This window comes from Eubacterium sp. (assembly GCF_057858645.1).
In genome coordinates, this window is sequence record NZ_DBLZZO010000023.1 from 16,942 (window position 1) to 40,633 (window position 23,692).

The 23,692-nt window shown below is 33.6% G+C and carries 21 protein-coding genes; 2 read left to right on the top strand and 19 right to left on the bottom strand.

Going from position 1 to position 23,692, the window contains the following annotated elements; genetic code table 11:
- Positions 1-190: 190 nt before the first annotated feature.
- From ptsP to manA, 7 genes are all read right to left on the bottom strand, one after another.
- On the bottom strand, positions 191-1,885 hold the full coding sequence (ptsP, locus tag ACZM4J_RS08850; protein ID WP_022165978.1) for a phosphoenolpyruvate--protein phosphotransferase: 1,695 nt from the start codon (positions 1,883-1,885) through the stop codon (positions 191-193).
- 11 nt (positions 1,886-1,896) lie between these two features.
- Positions 1,897-2,160: an HPr family phosphocarrier protein gene (locus tag ACZM4J_RS08855; RefSeq protein ID WP_022165979.1), complete on the bottom strand. Its 264-nt coding sequence runs from the start codon at positions 2,158-2,160 to the stop codon at positions 1,897-1,899.
- A gap of 259 nt (positions 2,161-2,419) precedes the next feature.
- Positions 2,420-2,731, bottom strand: a complete 312-nt coding sequence (locus ACZM4J_RS08860; protein WP_022165980.1) for a PTS fructose-like transporter subunit IIB — start codon at positions 2,729-2,731, stop codon at positions 2,420-2,422.
- 104 nt (positions 2,732-2,835) lie between these two features.
- Positions 2,836-3,972, bottom strand: coding sequence for a PTS fructose transporter subunit IIC (locus ACZM4J_RS08865; RefSeq protein ID WP_489485992.1), 1,137 nt, complete (start codon positions 3,970-3,972; stop codon positions 2,836-2,838).
- A gap of 40 nt (positions 3,973-4,012) precedes the next feature.
- Positions 4,013-4,456, bottom strand: a complete 444-nt coding sequence (locus ACZM4J_RS08870) for a PTS sugar transporter subunit IIA (RefSeq protein WP_022165982.1) — start codon at positions 4,454-4,456, stop codon at positions 4,013-4,015.
- A gap of 170 nt (positions 4,457-4,626) precedes the next feature.
- Positions 4,627-6,588 carry a BglG family transcription antiterminator gene (locus tag ACZM4J_RS08875; protein WP_428245058.1) on the bottom strand — a complete coding sequence of 654 codons (1,962 nt, stop codon included), beginning with the start codon at positions 6,586-6,588 and terminating at the stop codon, positions 4,627-4,629.
- 24 nt (positions 6,589-6,612) lie between these two features.
- Entirely contained in the window at positions 6,613-7,539 is a 927-nt protein-coding gene (gene manA, locus ACZM4J_RS08880; RefSeq protein WP_022165984.1) for a mannose-6-phosphate isomerase, class I, read from the bottom strand.
- Positions 7,540-7,653: 114 nt separating this feature from the next.
- Between manA and ACZM4J_RS08885 the strand changes: the two genes are divergently transcribed.
- The gene (locus ACZM4J_RS08885; RefSeq protein WP_428245059.1) at positions 7,654-9,474 is read left to right on the top strand and encodes a DUF885 domain-containing protein; all 1,821 of its coding nucleotides are present in this window, start codon (positions 7,654-7,656) and stop codon (positions 9,472-9,474) included.
- Positions 9,475-9,691: 217 nt separating this feature from the next.
- On the opposite strand, the gene pfkB is transcribed toward ACZM4J_RS08885, so the two are convergent.
- The 11 genes from pfkB to ACZM4J_RS08940 all read right to left on the bottom strand — a co-directional run bounded on the left by pfkB (position 9,692) and on the right by ACZM4J_RS08940 (position 21,982).
- On the bottom strand, positions 9,692-10,603 hold the full coding sequence (gene pfkB, locus ACZM4J_RS08890) for a 1-phosphofructokinase (RefSeq protein ID WP_022165986.1): 912 nt from the start codon (positions 10,601-10,603) through the stop codon (positions 9,692-9,694).
- A gap of 57 nt (positions 10,604-10,660) precedes the next feature.
- Positions 10,661-11,185 carry a spore maturation protein gene (locus ACZM4J_RS08895; protein ID WP_022165987.1) on the bottom strand — a complete coding sequence of 175 codons (525 nt, stop codon included), beginning with the start codon at positions 11,183-11,185 and terminating at the stop codon, positions 10,661-10,663.
- Positions 11,186-11,303: 118 nt separating this feature from the next.
- Complete coding sequence (locus ACZM4J_RS08900; protein WP_022165988.1) at positions 11,304-12,638, bottom strand: cation:proton antiporter; 1,335 nt, start codon at positions 12,636-12,638, stop codon at positions 11,304-11,306.
- Between the two features lie 234 nt (positions 12,639-12,872).
- Positions 12,873-13,829, bottom strand: coding sequence for a SufB/SufD family protein (locus ACZM4J_RS08905; protein ID WP_412623115.1), 957 nt, complete (start codon positions 13,827-13,829; stop codon positions 12,873-12,875).
- On the bottom strand, positions 13,799-14,533 hold the full coding sequence (locus ACZM4J_RS08910; RefSeq protein WP_118435513.1) for an ABC transporter ATP-binding protein: 735 nt from the start codon (positions 14,531-14,533) through the stop codon (positions 13,799-13,801). Before ACZM4J_RS08910 ends, ACZM4J_RS08905 begins: the two co-directional genes overlap by 31 nt.
- A gap of 112 nt (positions 14,534-14,645) precedes the next feature.
- Positions 14,646-15,266 carry an ECF transporter S component gene (locus tag ACZM4J_RS08915; RefSeq protein ID WP_302689733.1) on the bottom strand — a complete coding sequence of 207 codons (621 nt, stop codon included), beginning with the start codon at positions 15,264-15,266 and terminating at the stop codon, positions 14,646-14,648.
- On the bottom strand, positions 15,263-16,951 hold the full coding sequence (locus tag ACZM4J_RS08920) for an ABC transporter ATP-binding protein (protein WP_428245061.1): 1,689 nt from the start codon (positions 16,949-16,951) through the stop codon (positions 15,263-15,265). The genes ACZM4J_RS08915 and ACZM4J_RS08920 overlap by 4 nt, the downstream gene beginning before the upstream one ends.
- Positions 16,924-17,883, bottom strand: a complete 960-nt coding sequence (locus tag ACZM4J_RS08925; protein ID WP_022164739.1) for an energy-coupling factor transporter transmembrane component T — start codon at positions 17,881-17,883, stop codon at positions 16,924-16,926. The genes ACZM4J_RS08920 and ACZM4J_RS08925 overlap by 28 nt, the downstream gene beginning before the upstream one ends.
- Positions 17,883-19,826, bottom strand: coding sequence for a DUF4430 domain-containing protein (locus ACZM4J_RS08930; RefSeq protein WP_022164740.1), 1,944 nt, complete (start codon positions 19,824-19,826; stop codon positions 17,883-17,885). Before ACZM4J_RS08930 ends, ACZM4J_RS08925 begins: the two co-directional genes overlap by 1 nt.
- 221 nt (positions 19,827-20,047) lie before the next feature.
- Positions 20,048-21,109: a DUF4430 domain-containing protein gene (locus ACZM4J_RS08935; protein WP_022164741.1), complete on the bottom strand. Its 1,062-nt coding sequence runs from the start codon at positions 21,107-21,109 to the stop codon at positions 20,048-20,050.
- Positions 21,110-21,379: 270 nt separating this feature from the next.
- Positions 21,380-21,982 (bottom strand): nucleoside recognition domain-containing protein, encoded by a 603-nt coding sequence (locus tag ACZM4J_RS08940; protein ID WP_022164742.1) that lies wholly within the window; start codon positions 21,980-21,982, stop codon positions 21,380-21,382.
- 341 nt (positions 21,983-22,323) lie between these two features.
- Here ACZM4J_RS08940 and ACZM4J_RS08945 point away from each other — a divergent pair, with 341 nt between their 5' ends.
- Positions 22,324-22,554: a hypothetical protein gene (locus ACZM4J_RS08945; protein ID WP_022164743.1), complete on the top strand. Its 231-nt coding sequence runs from the start codon at positions 22,324-22,326 to the stop codon at positions 22,552-22,554.
- Positions 22,555-22,852: 298 nt separating this feature from the next.
- Here the strand turns inward: ACZM4J_RS08945 and rsmI are convergent, their stop codons facing one another.
- On the bottom strand, positions 22,853-23,692 hold the full coding sequence (gene rsmI, locus ACZM4J_RS08950; RefSeq protein WP_022164744.1) for a 16S rRNA (cytidine(1402)-2'-O)-methyltransferase: 840 nt from the start codon (positions 23,690-23,692) through the stop codon (positions 22,853-22,855).

The window sequence follows — 23,692 nt, forward strand, 5'->3', positions numbered from 1 at the left end:
TGCTACTCCTAACACAAAGCACACATTAATTTAGCACGTAATTTCATAGTATAAAAAATAACTTCCTGCATTTATGAACCATTACTCATATTAGCATATTTACCTTATAAATACAAAAATCCTCCAAAGCGCGTGCACCTTCAATTAACTATCTGGTACACGCGCCGGGGGAGTTTATGCTATGCTAACTTTATTTTAAAATATCTAAAACCTCTTCTTCAGTATTGCACTGCATTACCTTGTCAGCTAATGCCTTGCATTCTTCTACTGTACAATTTGAAATCGTCTTTCTTGTCTTTAATACGCTTGTTGCGCTTACACTAAACTCATCAAGACCAAATGCAAGTAGTAATGGAATTAACTTAGAATCTGCTGCTGCTTCACCACACATACCTACCATAATGCCTTCCTTCTTACCACATTCAATGATTCTCTTAATTGAACGAAGTACAGCCGGCTGGTATGTTGAGTAAAGATATGCAACCTTAGCATTTCCTCTGTCAACTGCCATTGTATAACCTGTTAAGTCATTAGTTCCAATACTAAAGAATGCTGCTTCTTTTGCTAAGATATCAGCAATCATACATGCTGCTGAAGTTTCCATCATAACACCAATCTCAAGATTCTTGTTATATGCAATTCCTTCACCATCAAGTTCTTTCATAATATCAGCAACCATTGCCTTAACGCTACGAAGCTCGTCCACACAAGTTACTAATGGAACCATTATTTTAATCTTTCCAAATGCACTTGCTCTTACTAAAGCTCTAAGCTGTGTCTTATATAAATCAGTTCTCTGTAAACAATAACGAATAGCTCTAAATCCTAAAAATGGATTTTCCTCTTCTTCTAATCCTAAATAAGGAATAGCCTTGTCACCACCAATATCTAATGTTCTGATGATTACCGGTTTACCCTTCATTGTTTCAGCTACTGACTTGTAAGCTTCAAACTGTTCCTCTTCTGTTGGAACACTGTCTCTATCCATAAATAAGAATTCAGTTCTGAATAAACCAATTCCTTCGCCATCACATTCAACAGCTTTCTTTGCATCTTCTGGTTTTCCAATGTTGCAAACTAATTCAACCTTTGTACCATCCTTTGTTACTGATGGTTTTCCGGCATACTCTGCAAGTAAAGCTTTTTCTTTCTTGTAATCAGCTAATTTCTGTTCATATTCTTTTACAGTATCCTCATCAGGATTTACAATTGCTTCTCCACTTGTACCGTCTATCGCAACTACGTCACCGTTTTTAACAATACTGCAAATACCTTCGATACTAAGTACGGCTGGAATCTCCATTGCTCTTGCAAGAATTGCTGAATGTGACGTTCTACCACCTACTTCTGTTAAAATTCCTGCAATATTATCAGGGTTAATTCCTGCTGTCATTGATGGTGTTAAATCTCTGGCAACCAAAACAGTATTTGCTGGTACCTGTGATATATCGACTTCTTCAATACCTAGAAGAATTTTAATCATTCTTGTTTTAATATCTCTAAAATCTGTTGCTCTTTGCTGAAGTAATTCATCAGGAATCTGTGCAAACATTTCTGCTGTCTGCTCTAAAACCTGGTCTACAGCCATTTCTGCTGTAATCTTTTCAGCTACTAAAAGAGTAGAAATCTGCTCCTCAATCATAGGATCCTGAAGCATCTGGATATGTCCTCTAAGAATATCTGCATCTTTTTTGCCAACTGTAACATCCATTTTTTCTGCCATCTGATTTGTAATTTCTACAAACTTCTCAATGGCATCCTGAAGACGTTTAATTTCATTATCAGTATCTGTTACTTTCTTATTTTCAATGTTAATTTCATGTTCTTCAATTATAACAACTTTTCCGATTCCGATTCCCTCAGAACCTGCAATACCCTTGTACATAATCTTACCTCTTATTCACCAAAATTCTGGCTTTCTAATTCAACAACTTTTGCCATTGCTTCTTCTTCGTCAGCTCCATCACATTCGAAAGTTACTTCTGCACCTTTCTTAATGCAAGCTGAAATAATATTAATAAGGCTCTTTGCGTTGATTCTCTTATCTCCAAATACGATTGTAACATCACATGCGAATTTTCCCATTTCCTTTGCTACAACTCCTGCTGGTCTCATGTGTAATCCTTCCGGATTGTTTACTGTTAATGTTCTACTTACCATTTTAATTTCCTCCTAATTTAAAAATCTCTCTCTTTTTTCTTTAATAATTCATATATGTTAATTGCTTATGCAATAATTTTCTACTTTAATTAATCGTTCCTATATCATTATTAAAGTCTTTCATGTGCTTTATATTTTTTTATAAGGCAGGCAATAACTACCTGCCTTATATCATTTCTATGATCATAAATGCCTATAATCGATCAAGTAATAACGCTTCATAAAAGCAGGATTTTGGCTAATCCTTTATAAACTTTATTTATGCATTAAGCATTGAAATCATTTTAGCTACAATAGCATCTGCCTGCTTAATTGCTGGGCTGATTCCAATTTTTACTTTCTTAAGGTTGTCAAATCTTTCAACGTTCTTAATAGGCATATCTGTTGTAAGAATAACAGCATCTGCTGATTCTACATCTGCCTTTGTAATCTGATTTTCAATTCCGATTGAACCCTGTGTTTCAACCTTGCATTCAACTCCTGCTTTTTCACATGCCTGCTGAATTGCTTCAGCTGCCATATAAGTATGTGCTACCCCTGATGGGCAAGCTGTAACTGCTAAAAATTTCATATCTAATCACTCTCTTTCATACAATAATTTTATTTTTTTAATTTATGAGAACCACTAAAAAGTGGTTCTCATTTAGTGTTCAGTTGTAATTCAAAAACTTTATCTTATTCAAATGAGATATCAATATCTCCCATATCTTCTGGTTCTGGAGCTACATAATCTTTCTTAAGTAATGCACAAAGAAGTACATAAACTGCAACACCAATTAAGATACAAATAATGTAAAATGGCCAACCAGCTAAGAAGCTTTCACCCTGAATAACAGGAGCTACGATTAAACCTCCCCAGCAAGCTGACATCTTAGCACCAACTCCAAGGAATCCTGCGATACCACCGGCAATTGCTGATGAAATCATATTAATAGGAATCATTCTTGCAGGATCTGCTGCTGTATATGAAATAGCACCTTCTGTGATACCACAGAAGCCCATTGCTATAGCACCGATACCTGCATCCTGTTCTTCTTTTGAGAACTTCTTCTTTAAAAGTAATGATGCAACACCACATCCAATTGGAGGTACACAAATAGCAATACCAACTGGAGCTGCAAATGTATAAATACCTGTACCTACAAATGCTACCATTAAGATTGAGTAAGCAACTTTATTTACAGGACCACCAAGGTCTGTTGCAATCATAAGTGCTGCTAAAGCACTAATACCTGCAAGTGCTAAGTTTCCATGATCTCCGTGAGCCATGTTTCTCATAACATCTTCTAACCATGTCATGAATGCTGCAATAGGTGTTCCGCATGCAAACATTATAATACCAACTACCAATACACCAATTACTGGAATGATGATAATTGACTTAAGTGACTGCATTGACTTAGGAAGTGGAATCTTCTTTAAGTAATGAGCAATAATACCACCAAGTAAACCAGCAATAGCTGCTCCGATAAATCCTGCTGAAGCTGTTTTAACAGCGCCATCAGCAAAACCTGTAGGAATGTTCAATGCCATAAATCCACCTGCCATACCTACTGCAATACCAGGTCTGTCAGCGATTGAATAAGCAATGTATGCTGCGAATACAGGACACATTAATCCAAGAGCATCAGATCCGATTGTCCATAACCAGTAAGGAATTCCTGAACCCCATACTGGAGCTACTCCTTGACCTGTTAATAAAACGGCAATAGCCATTAAAATACCACCACCAACAACAACTGGAATCATGTAAGATACACCATTCATAAGATGTGTTTTAGTGTGTTTTAAAATATCAACTAATTCTTTCATAACTTTTCTCCTATCACATAATCTTTTACCTATTTAGGTTTTAAACTGCGCCTATAAGATTAATAACCTCATCGGCTGTTTTTGCATTAGCAAGCTGTTCTCTAAAGTCATCATGCATAACTTTTCTAAACAAACCAGCTAAAATTTCAAGATGTCTGTCACCCTGTCCTGGTGATGGAACACCTATCTGGAATACCATATCAACTTCTTCTGAATCATCCCACTTCATTGGTTTAGCAAGACGAACAAATGCAAGTGATGGTTCCTTAACATGTACTGACTTTGAATGAGGTGTAGCAACTGAGAAACCTACTGCTGTACTTGAGCTTGCCTCTCTAGCCAAAACGTCCGCTACATATCCTTCCTTGTCAATAAGTCTGTCGTCCTTGTCCATTGCATCAGCTATAAGTCTGATTACCTCCTCAGCACTATTAGCTTCAACATCGAACATTACGATTGCTTCGTTCATAAGTTCTTTAGCCAAAATTTTGTCCTCCTTCTCTTTAAGTTATCACCTCTGCGTGATTTTATTCTAGCTACATATTTATTTTTTTTCAATTGTCGCAAAAAAAGAAAATTGCACTAAAGTTAGTGCAATTTTCAATAAGCTTTTTATCCACTGGGATTGAAACATTTTTAATTGTCTTATATTTTTTACTTCCAATGCAACTCTTCTTTAAGATTTTGCTCCATTTTTTGAACATTGTCTAATTTTTTGAACTTCTCAAGTTTCTCTTCCGAACCGACAATTCGTGCAAAATCTGAGAAAAATGCCTTTGTTGTTGTTACGTTATTGAAGTTTAATGCAAGTAAAAACATAACGTTTACCATTTTCCCACCCCAATTAAGTGGATGCTTTAAACTAATAACATATACTTTTGGCTTAATAACATTTCCCGGCATTCCATGAGGAATTGCTACGCCGTTACCAATTGCAGTAGGCTCAATGTTTTCTCTTTTTAGAACATCATTGTAAAACTCTTTAGTAACATATCCCTCGTTTACTAATTGTTTACAGGCTGCTTTTAAGACAAAATCTCTATCGACCTTCTCCTCAACGTAAAGAATATGATCTTTGTCTATCATATCCGTAAAATTATCTTTTTCAAGCTTCGGATGTGACAGAGTCTCAAAGCAGGCATCCTTTATATTTTTCTCGTCAGTTTTACTTACAATTGGTGAAATATAAACAACTTTGTCATTGTATTTGAAGTTTGGAAGCATTGATAATACAATATCAAATTCATAATCGTCAATACAATCTATTTTGCCTGATGAAAGTATGGCTACAATCTTAATATCAGATATTTTACTTTCTATTTTTCTGGCGACAATATTTGCTGCTGCAATACCGCTTGTTCCAATTAAAACAGCTTTCACATTTTTAACATTTCTGTGCAAAGCACCACCTAAATATAGGGCAATAAATGATATTTCATGATCTGTAGGTATGGATTTACTGTATTCCTCATAGAATTTTCCTAATGTAAAACATGTGGCGAAAATTCCCGAATACATTTCCCTTATATCTGATAAGAACGGATTCTTAACTTCAATTCCATAAGCTGTTCTAACAATTGATGCCGGTATAAAACCTTCCAAACTTGTCCTTAATAATTCATTGTCTAAAAGATTTATATTCAAAATTTCTGAAAGATATTCCAGCATTTCCTCGCAGATTTCTTTATTTTTTTCTTCAAATTCTGAAATCATGTGGACTTTATTTGCATTTTCCGCAGTTTGCACTGCTGCTGAAGCAAATAAAATATCAATATACTGCTTCTCATATTCGTTTAGATTTACTTTTCCTAGCTGTTCAAAATGTTCCACAACCATATTTACAAGACTCTCATTTCTATTAAATGTTTCAGGAATATAAATGTCCTCAGTTATTACATTTCCCATTCTTGTTCTGAACAACTGAATAGACAAATATTCTGCCAACATTCTGAAACTATAGTCCGTATATGCCACGTCAAACTTTTCTTCTACCGCATGAATAACTTCTATTGATTTTTCAAAATTATCTTTTCCAAAGTTATTTATCCAAAGTTCCTCTTCTTCTATGTTCATTCGGTAATCGTAAGTTTCCTCTATTACCTTGCTTCCGATTGCGTATGTGCAGCATGTTTTCATGGCTTTTCTAATGGAAAATTCATCTCCTGTTATAAAAACACCATGTCCTGCCACTCTGTTAATTTTGATTCCGTATTTTTTTAATTCTTTTGATATGGAATTAATGTCGTCACCAATCATTTTTTTGCTGACATTTAATTCCTCTGAAAATAATGATAACGTATATGTGTCCCAGCCACTTAAAAGAATATACATAATATATCCCATTCTCTGGCGTTTAGACATTACGATTTTCTTGTCTCTCTTTAATTCATTAATCTGACTGATTTGCTCGTCTGTAAAATTAGCAACAAAACCTATGCCCGGCTTTCTTTCTAATATCATCTTGTGTTCTTCGCAAAAATCAGACACTTCCTTAATGTAAGTTTTTACACTTCTTTCTGACACCCCTAGATATAATGCAAGAGTCTTTGATGTAATCGACACACGATTGTTATCTATTAACTTTTCAATTATCTGAAGTCCTCTTTCTGATAACATATATTCCCCAACTTTCTTTTTTCTTTAGCAGTAAGATACCATTACTGTCATTTTTCCTGAAAAACCGCAACTGTCCATTGTTGCAGGAACTATAAAGTGATCCCCCTTCTTAACTTTAATTCCGTCAGCTTCTCCCTTACCGTCAATTACACTTACGTTTAAAAATGGCTTGTCCATCTTGAATTCATATTCTCCATCAACGTCCCATTTTTCCAATGTGTAATATGGGCATGTAACTAATTTTTCGCTAGTCATGCCATCATGTTTTTCTACAACTTTTTCTTCGTTATAGTCAACATGTGGTGCAGTAATGCAGTCAATACTCTGCTGAACGTGAAGTTCCCTTGGCTTACCATTCTGAAGTCTGTCATAGTCATAAACTCTGTAAGTAACATCACTGCTTTGCTGTGTTTCTATTAATAAAGTTCCACCTTTTATAGCATGAAGACATCCCGGATTAATCTGGAAGAAATCTCCCTTCTTAATTGGAATAACTCGGATTAAGTCGTTCCATTTTTTGTTTCTAATCATGTCTTCTAACTCTGCTTTGTCCTTGGCATTGTGACCAATAACAATAGTAGCATCTTCTTTGCAATCTAAAATATACCAACATTCTGTTTTTCCTAATGCACCGTTTTCATGTTCTGCTGCATATTCGTTGTTAGGATGAACCTGTATACTTAAATCATCCTCTGCTCCAATTATTTTAATTAATAAAGGAAAAACATCTTCTTTTATGTTTCCAAACAATTCTCTATGATTTTCATAACACCATGAAAGCTTTTTGCCTGCAAATTCTCCATTTGCAACTGTGCAGTCTCCGTTTTGATGAGCACTGATTCCCCAACACTCGCCTGCATTATCCCCGGCTTCTTCGTATCCAAAGTTTTTTAATAGTTTACCGCCCCAAATGGCATCCTTAAATACTGGATGTAACATTAAAATTGACATAATCCACCTCTTTCTTCCCTTTACTAAATGATATTTTATCATACTATTCTAAAATATCATAATTTTACGCGACTTTCCATATTCTATAATAATTAGTTTTTCGGTGAGCCTCAAATGAAAAATATAAACTCAATGTTAAAATCAAAAAAATTTTTAGCTGTTTTTATTATTGGTTTAGTTACTTTTATCTTCATAACTTACTTTTTTGCAGCTTTTTATAATCATTCCCCAAGTAACGATTATGCGGATTCAACACCCCATTACAAAAATCAGGATCAGTATAATTTTGACTTGTATACTAATCAGCTTTTTAAAATTAATCTGTCTAATGACTACTTAAGTTTGCATTTTTATTTGGAACACCCGGAAAAATGGAATATTAATGTGAAAGAACCAACTCTCGGAGAATACAGTTATCAATCCATGATGGATAGTCAGAAATTCTACATAAACCAAATTAATATTTTAAAAAAATTCAATTATAATCAATTATCTGTTAAACAGAAAATAACATACGATACCTTAGCCGGTTATTTTAATAATCAGCTTGATTTTGCTGATTTATGCTTATGCTCAGAAATATTAAGTCCCACAACAGGTCTTCAGTCCCAACTTCCCATACTTTTTTCTGAATATACTTTTAAAAACAAGCAGGACATTACCACATATTTAAAGCTTTTGTCCCAGGTTTACGACTACTTTAAGGACATTTGTGATTTTCAAAAACTGAAAGCAAAGGAAAATGTGTTTATCAGCTCATTTTGTTGCAAAAACATAATTAACCAATGTCAGGATTTTGTTGGTGACAAAGTCCCTGAAAATAACCTTCTACACAAATCTTTTGTACAAAAAATCAATGAATGTTCTTTTTTAAGTGGGTCACAAAAACAGGCTTTTATTGCACAAAATAAAAAATATTTACAAAACAGTGTAATCTCAGGTTACAATCTCATTATTAGTACTCTCTCCTCTCTAATGAAGCAGGGCTATTGTAAAAACCAAGGTGGTCTATGTAATTTGCCAAACGGCAAAAATTATTACGAGTATCTGGTTAAAACCTATACCGGTAGTAACAGAAACATATTAGAGATAAAAGCAATGATTCAGGAACAGATAACAAAGGATATGAAAAGTCTCTATTCTTTGTACAGCATAAGTCCTTCATTAGATAAGAAGTTGGACGCTGCTGAACGTTTGTCAGTGGCTAAATCTCCAAAAGATATTTTAAAAGAACTTACGAAAAAAAGTTCCGGGGATTTTCAAATAAAACAAAATTACTCTTTTAATATTAAGTATGTTGATAAAACCTTAGAAAAACACTTAAGTCCTGCTTTTTATTTGTCACCGGCAATTGACAGTAAGAACAAAAACAATATTTATATTAATAATTCAAAAAAGAATAAAGGGCAAAATCTTTATGCCACTTTAGCACACGAAGGAATACCGGGACATATGTATCAAAACAATTTTTTTGCCTCAACTAATCCTTCTCCCATTAGGCACATATTAAATTTTGGTGGCTATTCCGAAGGTTGGGCAACTTATACGGAAATTTTTTCCTATAAATATCAATACAAAGACTCTATTGTTGCCAGAGCTTTAAGTTGTAACACTTCATACTCATTGGCTCTCTATTCTCTTTGTGATATTGGAATTAACTATGAAGGTTGGAACCGTAAGGGCACAAAAAAGTTTCTGTCAACTTATAGTATTTTTGATGACAATGCCTGTAATTCAATTTACGAGGCTGTAATTGAAGAGCCTGCAAATTATTTGCAATACTATGTTGGCTATTTAGAAATTATTAATCTAAAGAATAAATTCACGAAAAAATTTGGAGTAGAATTCGATACAAAAAGATTTCATAATAGTTTTCTAACTATTGGACCTACAAGCTTTGATGTAGTTGAGAAGTGGTTAGAATATTATTATTAACATTACATAAGCAAATAAGCAGAAATTCCAAATTATAGTTGAATGTCAACACACCCAACTTCTAATTAGAGTTTCTGCTCATTTTATAAATTAATATATTAAATTTTACCAAGCTTTAGTTTAATTAAATTTCACCCATAAACTAAAATATTATACTTCAGAGTGATTTTATTTATTAATTATTTTATTAATCAGACTCTCTAATTCTGTTTAATACTTAGTCTAACTGGAAAGTCTTGCCTAATTCTTCAACTTCTTCCTTAGTTGCTAAATTATCACTAAATGCACTTGCACTACCTGTTAATAAACCTTTTCTAAGTGCTTCCTTATAGTCGCCTGTTTCTAAATAACCTGCAATAAATCCGGCTACCATTGAGTCTCCTGCACCTACAGAATTTTTAACCTTGCCCTTTGGACATGGACTCTTGTAAACCTGTCCATCTTCAGCAACTAATACAGCACCTTCGCCAGCCATTGATACAAGAACGTTTCTTGCGCCTTCTTCCTGCATCTTCTTTGCATACGGAACAACATCTTCTCTTGTCTTTAATTCAACACCATAAATTTCACCTAATTCATGATTGTTTGGCTTAACAAAGAATGGTTTATATTTAAGAACGTTAAGTAATAAATCCTTAGTTGCATCAACAACAATCTTAACATCCTTGTTCTGTAAATATTCCATAATGTCACTGTACATTGTTTCCGGCATAACACTTGGGATACTTCCCGCTAAAACTAAAATATCACCATCCTGCAACTGATCTAATTTCTTATATAATTCGTCAATGTTTTCTTTCTTAATTGCAGGTCCCATACCGTTAATTTCGCTTTCCTGCTGAGCACGAATCTTAACGTTAATTCTTGTAATGCCTTCTGCAACCTGTATAAAATCAGCATTTACTCTGTTGCTCTTTAACATGCTTTCAATAGCTTCACCTGTAAATCCTGCTAAAAATCCAAGAGCTGTATTTTCAAACCCAAGATTACTTAAAACCATTGATACATTAATTCCCTTTCCACCCGGGAACAAAAGCTCTTCTGATGTTCTGTTTACCAATCCTAACTTTAAATCATCCACTGAAACAATGTAGTCAATAGATGGATTAAATGTAACTGTATAAATCATTTTTGCCTCCTATATATTTTATTTTTCTGACAAATATCTAATCAAAATATATAGTATTTACATTAATTTTGCAAGTATTACACTGGCAATTGTTCCAGCAATTGTTGCCAAAATTGCACCAGGCAAAGTCCATCTTGTTTTCGTTACTTTTGCAGTTATGTAATATACAGACATTGTATAAAATATAGTTTCCGTACAACTCATCATTAATGAAGTAACTATACCAAGATATGAATCAGGGCCATATCTTTTAAAAATATCAAGAACCATACCCGTTGCTGCCGATGAAGAGAATATTTTTACAATTGTAACCGGCATAAGTTCTCCCGGAAAACCTAAAGGATTAGTTATTTTTCCCAACCATTTTCCTAAAAATTCCATAAAGCCGGATTCACTTAAAACACCTACAGCAACCATAAGTCCAATTAACGTTGGCAAAACTTTTACCACTGTTTTTAACCCATCTGCTGCTCCCGAAACAAAATCATCATATATATTTCTCTTACTTTTAATTCCGTATATTGTAATAAAAAGCATTACTCCCGGAATTATAAAAGAAGATAGTTTAACTAAAATCTCCATACGAAACCCTGTCTTTTTTATAAATCTATGCATAGAAATTTTATTCGAGAACAAAAAAGGAAAACCTCTTTACCGGGCATCCGATAAAGAGGTATATAACTTGTATTTATTAAATATTTTAGCCTTCTATTGGTCTGTTGTACTTATCTCTGTTCTCAATGTTTTCGACTAACTTACTTTCTTTTACAACATCCTGACCTGTCTTCAAAAATACAGGTTTAAGTACAATAGGTGTAATGATTGTTGTTGCAATAACAACGATAATTACAGGTGCTACAAGTTCAGAACTCATAAGTCCTGCCTCGATACCTTTGTTTGCAACGATTAATGCAACTTCACCTCTGGATACCATACCGACACCAATTCTTAGGCACTGGTAATTTTTATATCCACATACTTTTGCACCAAGTCCACAACCAACAATCTTTGTAATAATGGCAATAATTGTTAATACAATTGCATATACAACAATTAAAATTCCCATACTTGCAACTGCCTTACCATCTACCTTAAGGCCAATACTTGCAAAGAAGATTGGGCTTAAAAGCATATATGCTACAACATCAAATTTTGATGCAATAAACTGATCTTTCTGTGTCATTGAAATAATTACACCTGCAAAGAAGGCACCTGTAATATCTGCAACACCAAAGAAATATTCTGCTGCAAATGACATAAGAAGACAGATTACAAACGCCATAATAGCATGTCTGTGCATTCCTTTTCCGTCATGTTCACACCATTTCTTGTATAATTTGTAAACAATAAATCCGAATACAGCAACAAATACAAAGAATAATACTATCTTTAATAATACCATTCCAAGTGGTGTTGTTTCTGCACCCTTTCCGCTTTCTCCACCTAAACTGATTACAATTGTAAGTGCAATAATACCTAAAATATCATCAATAATGGCTGCACCTAAAATTGCATTACCTGAAGCTGTTTTTAACTTGCCCATTTCCTGCAATGTTTCAACTGTAATACTAACTGATGTTGCAGTAAGAATTACACCTACGAAAACAGCCTGCATAAATAATGATGAAGCCTTTGCAGGTTCAATCCAGCCTGCTTCTAAGAACCAATATGTAAATAATCCACCACCAATTAATGGTACGATTACGCCTACAACTGCTATTACAAATGACGCTAAACCGCATTTTTTTAATTCGTTAATATCAGTTTCAAGACCTGCACAGAACATAAGAACAATTACGCCTATTTCTGCCATATGATCAATAAATGATGTCTGATATAATGTTAAAGCACCTAAATCGTGTCCCCCAACCATAACACCATTTAACAAGTTACCTAAAATTGCCGGTCCTAAAATAAGTCCTGCTAATAACGCGCCTACTACTTGTGGCATTTTGAATCTCTTTGTTACCAAACCAAAAAGTTTAGTGCTTGCTAATATTAAAGCAAGTTGCCATAGATATCCATATTCTTCCATTTTCACGACCTCTTTTCTATGTATTTAGAATATAGTTATGTAAAATTTATTTTACAACCTGAATCATAATAACACCTTATTTTAGTAAATTCAACTAATAAATTTAAGTTTTTTGTGGGTTTATAAAAGTACGTAACACATAACAATCTCTGTAATCAAAACTACAACATTAAAAGGTCATAACTCCACCTGTTTTTACACAATTTGGGTTATGACCTTTTGACACTATATTTTTTAATTTAAAAAGTTTTGTATAATAACTGCTTCAGCCTCTTCCTCTGTTAAACCTAATGTTCTTAACTTAAGAAGCTGTTCATCATTAATTCTTCCTATTGCAGCTTCATGAATAATTGCCGCATCTATGTTTTTTGCTCTAATTTCCGGTATTGAACCAACCTCAGCCTTGTCCATAATAATTGAATCACACTGTATATGGGCCTGACATTTGTTATTTCCAATGGCATTTGGATGGAATGTCTGTACTGAATTTCCTTTTCCAACGGATCTTGAAACTATCTGTGCCGAACTGTTTTCGCCGTTAAGCTGAACTTCAATATTTGACTCTGCCTTCTGCTCACCACTTGTCATAAGACGCTCAGTTACATATAGCTTGGCTTCTTTTCCAAGTTCAACATTTGTCTCTCTAACAGTTGAATCTACACCCTCAATCTGCGCTGTATCCAAAGTAAAAACAGAATTATCTCCCACAATGATATTTGTAACAGGATTTAAAACTCTTGCGCCTGTTCCATTACCTTCGCCATAGTGTTTCTCCACGTAGCGTACATTTGCATTTTTTCCAACGTGGAAAGTATGAATACCATCATGTCTGCTTTCATTGCAACCACTATTATGAATTCCACAGCCGGCAATTATGTTTACGTTTGCCCCATCTTCAATGTAAAAATCATTATAAACAAGATCAATCATACCTGAAACACTAACAACCACCGGTATATATACTGATTCACCGTTTGTTTTTCCGTCAATATAAATGTTTATTCCCGGATTGTCTTCTTTTTTTCTAATCTTAATGTGTTCACTGTCTCCATGACAAATAGATACGCCATTTTCTCTAAGATTGAAGGCACCGCTTTGGCTAAATTCATTATCGTTAATAACATTTAAAACTTCTTCAGTTACATTGTTAAGCTTCACCATTACGCTCTTCCCTCCAATTCTTCTGCACATTTATGACATTCCTGCACACCGGTAAGATATGGTAGAACCTCATCTTTAGTGCCTATTTTTTTTATCTTTCCATTATCAATAATCATGATTTTATCTGCCATATTAATAATTTTTTCCTGATGTGAAATTACAATAAGACTTTGTTTTTTCTCTGTATGGATTTCTTCAAACTTGTGTATAAGCATTGAGAAACTCCACAAATCAATTCCTGCCTCCGGTTCATCGAAAATGCAAAGTGAGTGTTCCTTAGCCAGAACAGATGCAATCTCAATTCTCTTCATCTCTCCACCTGAAAGTGTTCCGTCTATCTGTCTGTGAATATAATCCTTTGCACAAAGACCAACGGCTTTCAATAGATTACAACATTCTTCATCTGAAAGATTTTCTCCTGACGCAAGTTTTAAAAGTCTTAAAACTGTCATACCTTTAAATCTTGGTGGTTGCTGAAATGCATAGCCAATTCCTGCATTTGCCCTATGATTAATGTCAAAATCTGTTATATCCTCACCGTCTAATATAATTTTTCCACTATTCAAATGGTTAATACCCATTAATGTTTTGGCTAAAGTGGACTTTCCACCTCCGTTTGGACCTGTAATAACAAGCATTTCCCCATCATCAACCTGAAATGAAATATCATTAAGGAGACACTTTTCTTCCCCTTCATCATCTACATAAAGTGATAAATTTTCTGCTTTAAGCACAATTTATACCTCTCTTCTTATTATTTTTTACAGCTCATTATAACATATTTATCATATATGTTAAATTAAACTTTTATTTAAATTGCCAATTTAAAATATTTTTATATACTACCTAACTAAACATATCGAATTTAACTTTTATTCTTTTTATTTTTCTAAACATTTCCTGAGACAAAATCATTAGAAAAACAAAAGTGGATAAACCATGTACAAAGTTAAAAAATATACCTGCACCGTAAGTTGCCAGAAACGTAGACAATCTTGGCTTGTCTGTGTACATAACAACTGTGGCCGTATCAAGAATTAGTCCGTACAGTACAAATGTTACAAAAAAACCATATATACTAATTAGAACTCTTTTTTCTGCATGCTTTTGTCTTTTTCCACTAAATACAATTGCCGAAAGTACACCTATTAAACCAAAAGCAATCATCTGCCAAGGGGTCCATGGTCCCTGACCGAAAAAGAAGTCTGAAATAAACGCAGTTAAACAGCCACATAAAAATCCTGATTGTTTACCCAGCATAATTCCTGTAATTATTATTATGGCTGCGCATGGTTTAAATTGTGGTGTCATAAAAAATATAACCCTACCCACAATCGCCATGCCTGTTAGAACACTAAGGGTTACTATTTCTCTTGTTTTGGGTTTTCTTTTTTCAAATGACCACACAAAAATTCCCATTGCCGCCACAATTATAAGTATGGATACTATGTAATAATGTCTTATCATAACATGTCCTCCATTTTGTATGCACCATCAATAATCCCCCTTGCTAATTTTGCAATTGTAGTAGTATAAAATCTATTGTTCAGAAAAAATTCTCTGGCAGTGTCCTCACTAATTAAACTTCCCTGAGCAAACAAGCCACATCTGTCTGAATACTCTCCACAAAAATCTAAATCGTGGCTTACTAAAATAATTGTTTTTCCATTTTCAGCCAAATCCCTTAATAGAATTCCCAGTTGTTCTTTGTAAATATTGTCGATTCCCTTTGTAGGCTCATCCAGTAACAAAACAGCCGGCTTTTCTCCAAGGACTTTAGCCAAGGCAACCTTCTGCTGCTCCCCACCACTTAAATCATAAGGGTGCATATTTAGAAGCTTTTGCAAGTTCATTTTTTCAATCAATGACTTGTCCACTTTTTTCAATTCTTCCATTACAGATTCCTGTTCAAAGAGAATTTGCACGTCCTGTGGCAAGAATCCTATTTTACCCTTCACCTTGATTTTGCCCCTGTAAGGTTTAAGAATACCACTAAGCAACATTGTTGTAGTTGTTTTTCCTGTTCCGTTACCACCAATAATTGAGAATATTTCTCCTTTATTTATATGCAGATTTAGACCTTTTATAATATCTCTGCTGGTTTTTTCGTATCTAAACCACACGTCTTTCACGTTAACTACACTCATATTCTTTTCATTTTTATATGATGTAGGGCATCCCCAATTTAAAGATTTCCTTTCATTTGAATCTCCATCTTTTTTATAAGATTTACATTCACTCAAATTTTCATCTTTTTTGTAAGATTTATATTCACTGGATTTTTCTTCAGCAAAATTTCTTTTTGAAAAAAATGACTCATCTTTACTGTCACTTATATAATTTATAAGCCAGCTTCTTCCCTCTTTCGTGGATATAGGAATTTGTCCTGCGCCCTTATGCCCATTAAAAATCCTACTTGGTATTGGCATTAAAGGACTTACTTCCATATTCAACGCTTCCCTTAAAACCTCCTGTGGACAACCGCACTGTACTAACTTGCCATCTTCCATAACAACTAATTTGTTTGCATATTTAAGAAGATAATCCAGTCTATGTTCTGAAATAATAACTGTAATTCCAAAATCTTCGTTAATTTTGCTTACAATATCCATAAACCGTTCTGCTGCAATTGGATCTAATTGAGATGTCGGTTCATCCAACACCAAAATTTCAGGATTCATTATCATTACAGCTGCAAGGTTTACAAGCTGCTTCTGACCCCCGGAAAGATTGTCTGTATTCTCATTATACAAGTCAGTTATGCCAAAATATTCAGCAATTTCTGCCACTTTACTTCTTATAATTTCGTTCTTTTCACCCATACTCTCCAAGCCAAATGCCAGTTCATGCCAAACTTTGTCCGTGACAATCTGATATTCAGGATTTTGCATTACAAAACCTATTTTTTTTGCCTGCTCTCTGTCAGTTAAACTTTCTATGTTTCTACTCTCTAACAATATTTCGCCTTCAGTTTTTCCAGCCGGCATAATATTAGGCTTTAAACATCTAAGCAATGTTGTTTTTCCACAACCTGATTTTCCACATAATACAACAAAATCCCCCTTATTAATTGTAAAGGAAACATCTGACAAACTATTTTTTTCTGACGTCTTGTATTTAAAACTTAAATTCTTGATTTCAATATGAGCCATCTTATTTCCTCCTTTACGTTAATTAATACAGGTGTCAAGCACAACAAACCGTATATCAAATACACAACCACATTATTCTTTACTTGTATAAAAGGATAATAGTATGTGTAAACTTTTTCTCTCTCTAATGAAAAAACAACAACCAACCATAAAATAACCAGCCAGCCTATTAGCAAATAATCTCTTTTTTGAAATTTATAATTGCTGTAATTTGTTCTTCTTCCTGTTCCAAAACCCCTTGCTTTCATGGAGTCCGCTGTGTAAATTGAATTTTCCAACGCCCAGGTGGTGGTTATTGAGAAAGTTCTGCTGCCTTCTTTTATGTTATCAATTATCTTATCTATACCATTTTTCTTTTTTTGTTTTTTGCATGCTTCTATAACATTTTCTTTTTCAGTTTTTTCTCTATTTAAAAGATTTATTTTCTCGCCATAATTTCTTTTATTGACTTTATTTACCATTGAAACTTTACGTTGGTGCCTTATATACTGGGGTATAAATCTCATTATCATGGTTATTAAAAGAGACACGTTTGGTAGCACTTTTCCTATTGCACCTAAAATTCTTTCCACTCCCATTACCTGATTAAAAGTTGAAAACCACAACAACATTGCCCCTATTATAATTGCAGATATTAATCCGTAAATAATAGATTCCAAAGTTACAGGATTTCCCGTAAACAGATAAAACAACAACGTTCCACCTTTATGAGAAAACAATGGGTTTATAATTGCAGAGACAATAATTATACCTACAACTACTGCGCAATACTTTAATCCCTCTGTTTTTTTCAGCATAAAAAAATAGACTACTGCCGAAAAAAGAGAAATAAAAACTAACCCTACACTCATTTGAAACATTGTTGTTCCTAATACAAGTAAATAAAATATTAAATTTACAACTGGGTGGTATCTTGAAAATTCATCTGTCACTATTTTACATCCTCGCCTAAATCACATGTGTATCGCCACTTTATTACATCGCCATCTTTTACAGTGTACTCACTACAACTTACCTGTGGATATTTGTCATTTACACTGTACATCCAACCTGATTTCTTCCCGCAGGAGAACTCATAAATATTATCAATGCCCTCTACATACGCACTTTTTCCCGTAAAAGATGCCTCCATAAGAATGCTGTTTTTATCAAGCTGTCTTTTTAGAACATCGTAAACAGTATCTCTTTCATAAAATTTTACTTTCTGACTTTTTAATATAATGCCGTCTTTTGGTATATGATTTTTCAACCCTTTGTCTAAATCTTTTATGTTGTCATAAATTGTTGAACACTCTACCAAAATGGTGCAGTTTCCGGCTTCCTTTTGTGGTGCATTACTTTTACCACAACCTGACATTGTTACTGTAACTAACAAAAATAATGCAACCATTGTTAGCTTAGTAGTTTTCTTTTTCTTTCTTACAAAAATTCCTATACCTGTAGCTGTCGCTAATGCAGCAATTATTAAAATTAGTATTATACAATTTTTTACGGATTTTTCTTTCTGTTTCTGATTTATAGCTTTGTGGGCTTCATTCTCTGATACATTTACGGATTCTGCTGTATTTCCTGAATCTTCTATATTACTAATTTTGCTATTGTTATCTTTATTGTTGCTACTTTTTTTGCTTTTACTATTTTTTGACTTGTTTTTCGTATCACTATTTGTGCCTGAAATATTCTTATTTGAATTCACTGATGCATTTGATTTTTTGCTATTTCCGGAACTTACACTATTACTCTTTGACTTGCTACCTGTGCTATTGTCTGTAGTATTACCTAGGCTATTGTTCTTTTTATTTTCTGATGTTTTACTGCCCTTTTTTCCATAAGATTTTTTATTAGTTTTCTTATCTGTGCCATAATTATTATTCTTTTTGGCATCACCCATATCATACAGATTACTGTCGTCATCTAAATTCCTGTAGTACGCAACAAGTCCATACATGCCCTGTTCTGTTGCCATTTGATTTACAAAAGTATCCTTAGTGTGCTTAAAGGCACCATTTGAATAAAATTGCAACAAACCGTCTAATACTGTATTTCTATTTTTTATAAATCTACTGTCTTTTACGCTAATATTAAGCATTGACATTGCTGTTAAAACCTGTGCTGTACTTTCACAGTTTTCACTATTAGATGTGGAATAAGCCCCTGTTTTATTCTGCTTTTTGGACAGGTATTCAATTCCTTTTTCTAATGCTTTTTCCACCTTACTTTGTTTCTTATAATTTGCCAACGCCTGCATTACCATGGCTGTCACATCAACATCTGACTTGCCACCCATATATGACCAACCGCCATCGTCGTTTTGTGCATTTACAAGTAAACCAACCAATTTTTCTCTTGTTGTAACTTTTCCATCATAACTTTTTGCCGGTTCAGGAATTGCATAATCTCCACTGTCTAAAGCTATTAATGCATAAGTTGGTCCATTGATTCCAAGCTTGTTTACATTATCAAATTCTGCCAAAGATTTTAATAAGTCATAGCCTTCAAAATTTTTAGGATCAATACCTAATGAAGTTAAAGCTAAAACAACTCTCGAATACTCTGTATATTTTCTTGTTGATAAAACTCCATCGCACTTTTTCACATATTCTTTTAAATTGTTTAAATAAATTTCTACATAAGATGATGGAACTTTTTCAAAACGTGCCAATCCAATTATCAACCATTCGCCACCTACACTTCCGTACTGGGGATTTTGAATTGTAGACATTTCATATTTGGAAATTTTCTGTAAATAGCTTTCCGTTTGTTTCTTATTTAATACTGTTTTACATTGTGTAGAAGTAGATTGTGATACAACACACAACATTATTAAAAATATAAATATTAATTTTTTTATTGTACTTAAAACTTTTTCTCTCATCTTCTACACCTTTATCTTTGTTGAGATTTCTATTATAAAAGAATGTTGCTTGCGGCATTCTTCGCACCAAGTGCGTGTTGCCGCGCAACATTTTTCCTTTCGCCCCAGGGTGCATTCCTAATGGAACGTTTTAATGTAATAAGAAATTCTGAAAGAATTTCTTATTACATTAAAAATTATCGCAGCAAATTTCTAAAAAATCTACTGCGACAATCTTCCTGCTATTTTTTAATCTTAACTGATTTTGGACTACTCCATTTACCATATACTTTCTGGTTTCCTGACTTTTTGTAAGCTCTAACCTTTACATAGCATTTTGATTTTTTCTTTAGCTTAGTAAGTGTATATGTTGTTTTCTTTGTGTTTTTGTATTTACAGTTTTTGAATTTTTTATTTGTTGCATATTTAATCTGATAACCTTTTGCACCTGTTACCTTATTAATTTTAATTTTAACCTTTTTACCCTTAACATTCTTTAAAGACTTAATGCTTGCTTTTTTTAAAGTTGTCTTTTGTGTTGTTGTAGTTACCTGCACTTTTTCTAAGTTTGTGTATGCAGCATCTACATCTTCCTGAGTTGCATCATAATTTGCAAGAACCTTAATAGCTTCTGCCTTTGCTGCTACCTGAGGGTTGTCTGGTGTATTAGCTACTAATTTAGTAAGTGCATCTTTATTTGGAAGTTTCGCACTTTCGATATTTTCATAGTAACTTACAAAACCTAAATCAGCTCCACCTGCATAAACGCTAAACTGAAGTCTGATAACATCTCCATCTTTTACAGGATGTGAATCCATTGCCACATCAGGTGCAACATTATTAACTGTATACATCCAACCTGCTAAGCTACTATATGAACCTGAACCTAACTTCTGGTCATCTGTAAATAACGCATTTGTACTTGTATTTGTTGGAGCATCATAATGCTGATTTCCATAACCATAGTCAACATCAATACTTGGCATCTTCTGAATACTTTCAGGAATATTAATAACGCCTGTATCTGCATAACTGATTGAATCAATGTAATATCCATAAGATGATAAATTAATTGTTAAATTCTTTTCCTTGGCAACTTCTTCTAAAACATCCTTAGCTGCTGCCCCTTCGTTTACCTGAACTGTAACCGGTTCAACTAAAAAGCCCTGTCCAATTGTAAATCTTTCAATAGTAAATGTTACGTTAATTTTCTTTGTTTCATCGGCATATGTTGTAGTAAACATACCAACAACTAATGTTACTGCCATTAACAAAGTTAAAATCTTCTTTGTTACTTTGTTCATTTTATCCTCCTTTTGTCAATATAAAATAATTCAGAAATCATCCGTGACATAATGCTTATTTCGTCCCTTATACAGTAGAGAAAGACTGTGCCGGATTCTCACCGGACTTCCCTTAAACTAAATAATTTTAATATTCACATACAACCATTAAATTTATGTAATATTTTTTAATTGTAATTAATTAAAATATATCCAGACCATAACTGTTTTTACTTTATTGACACACTCATTCTATACTAATGGCTTTATAGTGTCAAACACTAATATTATTTATTTTCTTACGCTCCTGCACATGATTTTGCAAAAACTCACTCCTGCCAGGGTACTTATTGTGGTTGCAATAATTGCCGGTGCAACAATAGCTCCCGGGTTGTGGGAATTATACTGGCTTCTGTATGCTATCATACTAACAGGAATTAATTGTAATGATGAGATATTTAATACTAAAAATGTACACATCTCGTTGGTGGAAATATGACTTTCTATTATTTTTCCCTTTTGTGGTATTGGATTTTTTGCTAATTCTTCCATAGCTTTTAAGCCAGCCGGTGTTGCCGCCCAGCCCAAACCTAAAACATTTGCAATTATGTTTGTAATTATGTGTGGTCTTGCACTATGGTTACATGGCAAATTGGGAAACAACCAATTTATAAGTGGATTAATTACTTTTTCACATTTTTTGACTAAGCCTGATTTCTCAGCTATATTCATAAAGCCCATCCACATGCTCATTATTCCCAACATTGTTATTGATATTTTCACAGCTTCCTCAGCCCACATTACTGCTCCGTTGCCAACCTTATCAATATTACCTGTTATCACACCATAAACCACACCAACTATAATCATAAAAGTCCAAATATAATTTAACATTTTCCGCTCTTTTTGCCTATTTATACATAATATTAAGGATTTTTTTCTTATATGAACGAAATTTTTTTCAACAGTGATATTTGCCTAAAATATAGTACATTTTGCTATTTTATAAAAGCGATTAAATTACTTTGTCTAATTTTTTTACAGGTTATTGGAAACCTTTCCGGTTTTTCTATAAAAATACGATATTTTTTTCATATATTAATGTATAAACTTTGGTTATTTTTGCCCTTTTCTTTTTCTTGACTTAATTTGTTTTAGGCATTAGTATTGTATGTCGAATGAGGGATGAAACTGTGCCATTCAAGTAGTGACAGTTTTTAAAGGAGGTATTTGCAATGAAAACAGTTACAGTTAACTTGAACTCAATCGAGAAAGTTAAGTCTTTCGTTAATGATATTGTTAAATATGAAAATGATTTTGACTTGGTATCAGGACGCAATTATGTTGATGCAAAATCAATTATGGGGATATTCGCCTTTGATTTGTCAAAACCTTTACAACTTAACATTCATGCTAACGACAATTGTGATGAAATTACAAAATCATTAAAAAATTATCTTTGTTAATTAGAAATCAATTCATATAGCGACAACAGGTCGCACACCCCCCCCAAAAAGGGGCTGTCGTTCTAACGATTTATAATCGTTAGGGCACAGTACCTTTTTTGACCATATTTTATTGTTTTCCCAAAATAATAGTGCGCCTTTTTTCTTTGGCCTTCAGAAAAAAGGTTCACTTAAATAAAGCCCCCATAGAGGTTTGTTAATCTGTTTTAAAAGTTTAAAATTTACGCACTTTTTAATGGGAATATAAATCAGTCAGATCCATCTCCTCCACAAACTTTCGTTGCTTAATAAATTTTTATTATTTAATAAGCTCATTATAAATGTCTCTTTTTGAAACACCCCTGTCCTTTGCAACCATTTTCATTGCAGTCTTTTTGTCTATATCCTGATTCATATAGAATTGAACGTGTTCCTCAATGGTCATTAATTCCCACTGTTCTCTTTTTTCAGCCTGAATTTCTTCCATTGGCTTTCCTGCAATTACTAAAACATACTCTCCTTTGGGCTCCCTGCTGTCATAATATTCAATTGCCTCACTGATAGTTGTCTGAAAAGCTTCCTCGTATTTCTTTGTCAACTCTCTACAAATAGTCAGCGGTCTGTTGCCTATTGTTTTTTCCAGTTCCTTTAAAGTTTTAACTAAACGATGAGGTGCTTCGTAAATAATAGTAGTTCGCACTTCATTTTTTAAACTTTCAAGTACCTGCTGCTTTTCTTTTTTATCCTTTGGCAAAAAAGCTTCAAAAACGAAACGTCTTGTTTTCTGACCTGACATTGTAAGTGCTGTTATGCATGCTGCAGCTCCTGGAAGAGAAGTTACTTCTATTCCTGCTTCATAGCACTGTCTTACAAGTTCTTCCCCAGGATCAGATATTCCCGGAGTTCCTGCATCAGTTATTAATGCAATGTTTTTTCCCTGTAACATATCCTGAACCAACACCTTTGCTTTATCATATTTATTAAATTCATGATAACTTGTCATTGGCGTTTTTATATCAAAATGATTTAACAATTTTATACTGTTTCTTGTATCCTCTGCACCAATTAAATCAACCTCTTTTAGTGTTCTAACTACTCTATAAGTAATATCTTCCAGATTTCCTATTGGTGTCGCACATAAAAATAACTTTCCTGCCAT